Consider the following 5,558-nt stretch of genomic DNA (forward strand, 5'->3'; position numbering starts at 1 on the left):
GCCTGGAGGCGATCCTGGTGCTCGCCGCTGTGATCGCCTTCCTGGTGAAGGCCGAGCGGCGCGATCTCCTCAAGTATGTGCACGCCGGTTGGATCGGGGCGCTGCTTTTGGGGCTCGCCACCTGGGCCGTGGCGAGCGAGCTGGTCAAGGTAAGCGGCGCTGGGCGGGAACTGACGGAGGGCATCACCGCGCTGCTGGCCGCCGCGATTCTGCTCTACGTGGGCTTCTGGCTGCACAGCAAGGCCCACGCGCACGCCTGGAAAACCTTCATCGAGCAGCGGCTTAAGGGCGCGCTCTCCCGGGGGACCGCGAGCGCCCTGGTGGCGGTGGCCTTCCTTGCCGTGTACCGGGAAGTGTTCGAGACCGTGCTCTTCTATCAAGCGCTGTGGGCGCAAACCGGCGACACCGGCGGCGGCTCCATCACGCTGGGATTCTTGACCGCGACGGCGGCGCTGGTCACTCTCTCCTGGGCGGTCTTCCGCTACGGCGTGCGGCTTCCTGTGGGTCCCTTCTTCACCGTCAGTTCCACCTTGCTGGCGCTGCTCGCGGTGGTCTTTGTCGGCCAGGGCGTGGCGGCCCTTCAGGAGGCGGGGTCTCTCCCGGCGGACCTGGTGGCTTTCCCTCGGGTGCCGGTGCTGGGCATCTACCCCACCGTGCAAACGCTCACCGCCCAGGTGGCGGCGCTGCTGCTTGTGATCGCGGGCTTCCTCTGGCTGCGCCGCGCTCACCGCAAGCACCCGGGCAACCCGCCCGCGGATGCATGAGCTGGAGGGCTGCTGCGCCGTGATGGTGTCTTGATTGCATGGACGGGAGCGGACGGGTTTCACCCGCTGCGCTCCCCTGAAGGGCAGCCCGCCCGCCGGCCGCAGGCCGGCCAGCCAGCCAGTCCCGTTTTTTTCGAGGATGAAAAGGGGGCTGGAATGCGGCTGAGAAAAACGGCATTGGCTAGCTGCATGGTGATGGTGTGGGGACCACCCCTCGAAGCGGCAGCCGAGTCCGCGCAGGAAGCCCGGCTTGGAGAGGTTCGAGTCGTCGATGCCCGGGATCCGGTGGAGGCGCGGCGCCGGGCACCCACCGCCAAGCAGGTGTACGGGCGCGAAGACATCGAAAAATTCGACGACGCGACCGTGGGAGATGTGTTGCGGCGGCTGCCCGGAATCACCTATTCCGGACCCCCGGGAGTGACCAAAGACATCCGGGTGCGCGGACTCGACAAGGGCTACACCCAGATCCTGATCGACGGTGAGCCCATCGTGGGCGGAGCCAAAGAGCGACAGATCCAAGTGGACCGCTTGCCGGCAGACATGATCGAGCAAATCGAGCTGATCCACAATCCGCAGGCCGACATGAGCGCTGACGGAATCGGGGGCACGGTGAACATCGTACTGCGCAAACCGCCCGCCGAGGGCTACGCGCGGGCGCGTGTCGGTGTCGGCCGAACCGGCCCCGAGGAAGTGGGGGAGGCGAGCGTGCAGTACGGAGACCGCCAGGGAAAGTTGAGTTACCTGGTGAACGTGGGCGTGATCGACCGGGCCGAGCGGCTGAACGATACCAAGGTGGGTTACCAGGCCAGCGGGGCGGTGAAGGACCGGAGCGTGGAGTCGAAGCCTGCTGACGTGAAAGAGCTCACCCTAGCGCCGAGGCTGCGATGGGACCTGGGAAAGGGGCAGTCCTTGGCCCTGGACCCCTTTCTGATTGCTGCCCAAGAAGACAAGCATCACGACGTGTTCAAGTTCAAAGCCGACGGCACGCTCAACGGCGCCCAGGCAAAAGCGGAGGACAAGGAGCGGGTGATCGCCCGCCTGCGGGGAAAGTGGACACGACGCCTGGCGGGCGATCGGCAGTTGAGCCTGCGCTTGACGGCGGAACAAGGCCGGGAAGAGAAAGCCATGGAAACCCGAGACTTCAACGCGGCAGGCGCACTCACCAAGACCACCCTCCAGCAAGATCAACAGGACGAGCGGGAATTCGCAGGGCGCATCCGCTTAGACGGCGTTGCCATGGCACGTCACTTCTGGAGCGTGGGCTTCGAGGCAGAGCTCAAGGATTGGGAAACGGACAAGCACACGGTTGAAAACGGCGTACTCAAAGCCCCAGTGCCGGGCGACCGTTTCCAGGTGCAGGAACAGCGTGCCGCTGCTTTCGTTCAGAACGAGTGGCGTATCGGTCGCTCCAGTGTACTGACGCCTGGGCTGCGGTTGGAGCGCATCCGCCGGGAGAGCGGGGATGGCGTCGGGTCGGAGCGTGCCAGCACGACCAGCGCCCTCAACCCGTCCCTGCATTTTCTTCATCGTTGGGATCCGACGACCAACGTGCGCGCCAGCGTGGCGCAGAGCCAGCGGCTGCCCAAGCTGGACGACCTCGCCCCAGGCGTAAATCTCAAGGGTGGCACATTGACCAATCCCGACCAGGGAGGCAATCCAGACCTGCGCCCCGAGCGGGCATGGGGTCTGGAACTGGGGGTCGAGCGTTTCTTCCCTCGGCAAGGGGTGGCTGGGATCAATTTCTTCTACCGGGATGTGCAGGATCTGATCGAGCGCCAGGTGGTGAGCGAGGGCGCACGCTTCGTGAGCCGGCCGTTCAACGTGGGCGACGCCCGCATCTGGGGTGCAGAATTCGATTTACGATCGCGGCCGGACCCGATCGGGCTGCGCGGGTTTGTCCTGTCTTTCAATTATGCTCGCCTGTTTTCCGAGGTTGAAACGCCTGGGTCCACGGAGAAACGCAGGATCAAGGATCAGCCGCCGTACGTGTTCAATCTGGGCCTCGACTATGAAGTGAGGCCAGGTGGTTTCGCGATCGGTGCCATCTACAACTACTTGCCCGCCATGACCCATCGCGAGCTCACGGGAGATGGCAATACCAAGCTCAAATTTGAAAGCGCTAAGAAGCTGCTGGACGTGTACGCGGTCCAGCCCCTCGGACACGATTTCAGGCTGCGGCTCGCCGTACGCAATGTGCTCAAGGACGACAAGTTTCGTGACGAGACCACCTTCAAGCCGGATGGCAGCTTCAACGCCCGGGAAACCAGGTTGGAGGAGTCCTCCCGCACCTGGTTCGTGTCGCTGGAAGGCAGATGGTAGTGCAACCGAGTAAGATGGCGGATCGCGAAAACCAGCGCTTCAATCTGAGGGCCGCGGAAGCGGTTGCCCCAAGCAGGCTTTTCATCCTGGAAGGTTCTTGGCGCCATCTTCTCAAAGAGATGCTCGCCATTCTTTTCCGCCATCCCTGGCTATTGCTTGCTGCCACCATGCCCAACATCATTACGCCGGCCATCGAGCCGGTGCAGGCATGGCTGGTGAAGGAAGTTCTGCAAGAGATCACCAAGGGGGAGCATGTTTTCAGAATAGAAGAACTCCTGGCCTACGCGCCGCTCGCCATCGGCATCTTTTTCGGGCTCGGGGTGCTGCGCCTCGCCGAGAAGCTGACCAACCGGATGCTGGACGACCGGTTGTTCATCGAGCTGCAACGGGTGTGGTTCGAGCGCCGGGGCGGCGGTTGCGTCGGGGAGCAGGTCGCCCGCTCGATCAACGATTGCAAAAATGCCGGAAAGATCTTTGATCTTTTCCAGAAAGAGCTGTGGACGATCCTAATCGGCCTGCCGGCGGTGATCCTGTGGCAGATTTCCCTTTCGCCGGAGATGCTCCCCGCTTTGCTCGTGGCGAGCCTGTTGCCCTTTTTGGCGGCGCTACTCTTCGGCGGGCTGATCCAGCGCTACAGCCATAACGTCCTGCGGCTCGTCGCCGGCGTCGGCTCGGCGATCGCCCAGGGGAATCGGCAAGCGCTCTATCAACGACAGGAACGCTTCTACATTAACCGGATCAAGTTCGAGCTCTGGAAGCAGAGCAGTGAAGCAACGGCTGACTTCGCCTATTGGGTGAGTCTGGCGCTGGTGCTCGTGCTGACCGCGGCCGACGTCTGGCCGCTCGTACCACAGGAGGTCACCGCCGCTCAAATCGGCGTCTTCCTGGTCAATCTCAAGCTCATCAACAAGCCCTTGTCTGAAATTGCCAAGGTTCATAACAAGGTGCGGGAGGGGTGGCCCGCCGTGCGCCGCACCCTCCGACCTGACGATAAGGAGCCCCGGGATGTCCCGTGAGAAGAGCTGCTGTACCTGTCACGGGATCAGCCAGGAGGCGTTTCGTCTCGCTTGCGAGGGCGGCGCCCGCAGCGTCAAGGCATGTTTCAGACTGCTCGGTCGCCTTCCCAAGTGCGGCAACTGTATTCCGCTGCTGAAGCGGATATTGAGGGAGCAGGCCTGCCCGCTGAAGTCCGTCGGAGACGGCCTGCATGTTAAACATGAGCATTATCAACGTCTGGAGAGTGTGAACGATGAACTTCAAAGTGAAACTGGCCCATCTGTTGGACAACGGTGACAAAGTCGAGATGGAGGCATGGGTCGAGGCGGCAAGCCATGACGCAGCCTATAACACAGCCCGGGCGCGTTTTGGCAAGGCCGTGGCACAACTTGCGTCCGCCCCGGAGATCGGAATCGATAAAAGCAAGATCGAAATGGGTGCAGAGAAACACTGAGGCAGCTCCGCAAACCACAGCCAGCCGTCGGCGGTCATGCCGACCCGCCAGCCAGAGATGCGATTGGAAACCTGGACGAGGAGGCTTCGTGCATGACCCCCGACCATCCTGACTATCCCACGCTGCCGGCTCTCATGGCAGCGACCTTGTATCTCATGACCAAGCAGGCCGAGCGGGGCTGCCCCCTTCAGGCCGAGCTGATCATTCGCCACTTGCAGTTCATCGAGACCCATCCGGACATCCATGCCGCTCCGATGTTGCGAGACGTCTGCCGCCGGCTGATCGCCCGGTGGTACGACCTGCACTACCGGATGCAGAAGGGTGAGAGCCCGCGCAGCCAGGGCCGTTCCATCCATTGAGGGGGCGACCATGATCGTCGTGAGCGAGCAGTTTTTCGTGGTGCCGGAATGCCGCGCAGCGTTCGACACCTGGTGCGAGCGGCTCCTCGGCCTGATGGCGATGCGGCCGGGCTGCTGCCATGTCGTTCTCTCCCACCCGGCGAAGGGAGCACCCTCCCACGTGCTCTATAGCGCCTGGGAATCGGTAGAGCGGTTCCGGGAATGGACTCGATCTGATGCTTTCGTCCTGGCCGCTTCCGGAACGTTTCCCGACAAAGCCTGCGCGTTCGTTGCGCCGAAGCGCATGGTGATCGAGTTGATCGATTCCGATCCTGGATCAGCGCAAGCCGCGGGGGCAGAGGCCGCTACCCGGGTCGAGGGATGGCCGGCCCGCGGCGCGGCGAGCGCGCGAGACCTCGCTCGGAAGAAGCGGTGCTCGCTGCCCGGCGAGGACTGGATATGACCGGATGCGCCCGGCACTACCCTGCTTTCGCCAGCGGCCCCGGGCAACGCCGCGACGGGCTTGCGGCCCAGATGCCGCAGGCTGCTTCGCTCATCCGAGAGTATTCGTCCACCCTGGGACCGTACCGCGCTGGCCGGCTTTCAGCCGGAATGCATGGGAGGCTTTCTTCCCCATAGCCTCTGGGTGGTAGGCCCGTTCGAGCCCAAGCGTCAGCCCTTCAACGC

General features: G+C 63.4%; 6 protein-coding genes. All 6 read left to right on the top strand.

Annotation, left to right across the window (positions count from 1 at the left end; translation table 11 throughout):
- The coding region (locus V7Q81_RS14155; protein ID WP_333844516.1) for an FTR1 family iron permease at window positions 1–764 on the top strand (764 nt) is incomplete at its 5' end.
- Window positions 765–920: 156 nt separating this feature from the next.
- Entirely contained in the window at window positions 921–3,083 is a 2,163-nt protein-coding gene (locus tag V7Q81_RS14160) for a TonB-dependent receptor plug domain-containing protein (RefSeq protein WP_333844519.1), read from the top strand.
- 14 nt (window positions 3,084–3,097) lie between these two features.
- The gene (locus tag V7Q81_RS14165; protein ID WP_333844522.1) at window positions 3,098–4,099 is read left to right on the top strand and encodes a hypothetical protein; all 1,002 of its coding nucleotides are present in this window, start codon (window positions 3,098–3,100) and stop codon (window positions 4,097–4,099) included.
- A 233-nt stretch (window positions 4,100–4,332) separates the two neighbouring features.
- Window positions 4,333–4,533, top strand: coding sequence for a hypothetical protein (locus V7Q81_RS14170; protein ID WP_333844525.1), 201 nt, complete (start codon window positions 4,333–4,335; stop codon window positions 4,531–4,533).
- Window positions 4,534–4,625: 92 nt separating this feature from the next.
- On the top strand, window positions 4,626–4,892 hold the full coding sequence (locus V7Q81_RS14175; protein WP_333844528.1) for a hypothetical protein: 267 nt from the start codon (window positions 4,626–4,628) through the stop codon (window positions 4,890–4,892).
- Window positions 4,893–4,902: 10 nt separating this feature from the next.
- On the top strand, window positions 4,903–5,334 hold the full coding sequence (locus V7Q81_RS14180; RefSeq protein WP_333844531.1) for an antibiotic biosynthesis monooxygenase family protein: 432 nt from the start codon (window positions 4,903–4,905) through the stop codon (window positions 5,332–5,334).
- Window positions 5,335–5,558: the final 224 nt, after the last annotated feature.

The organism is Pelomicrobium sp. (genome assembly GCF_036803785.1).
Taxonomy (GTDB): Bacteria; Pseudomonadota; Gammaproteobacteria; order Burkholderiales; family UBA6910; genus Pelomicrobium.

What these genes read in the sequence shown, in the direction of transcription:
- V7Q81_RS14170 (WP_333844525.1), top strand. Translation starts at nt 4,333, where the DNA reads ATGAACTTCAAAGTGAAACTGGCCCATCTGTTGGACAACGGTGACAAA.
- V7Q81_RS14160 (WP_333844519.1), top strand. Translation starts at nt 921, where the DNA reads ATGCGGCTGAGAAAAACGGCATTGGCTAGCTGCATGGTGATGGTGTGG.
- V7Q81_RS14175 (WP_333844528.1), top strand. Translation starts at nt 4,626, where the DNA reads ATGACCCCCGACCATCCTGACTATCCCACGCTGCCGGCTCTCATGGCA.
- V7Q81_RS14165 (WP_333844522.1), top strand. Translation starts at nt 3,098, where the DNA reads ATGGCGGATCGCGAAAACCAGCGCTTCAATCTGAGGGCCGCGGAAGCG.
- V7Q81_RS14180 (WP_333844531.1), top strand. Translation starts at nt 4,903, where the DNA reads ATGATCGTCGTGAGCGAGCAGTTTTTCGTGGTGCCGGAATGCCGCGCA.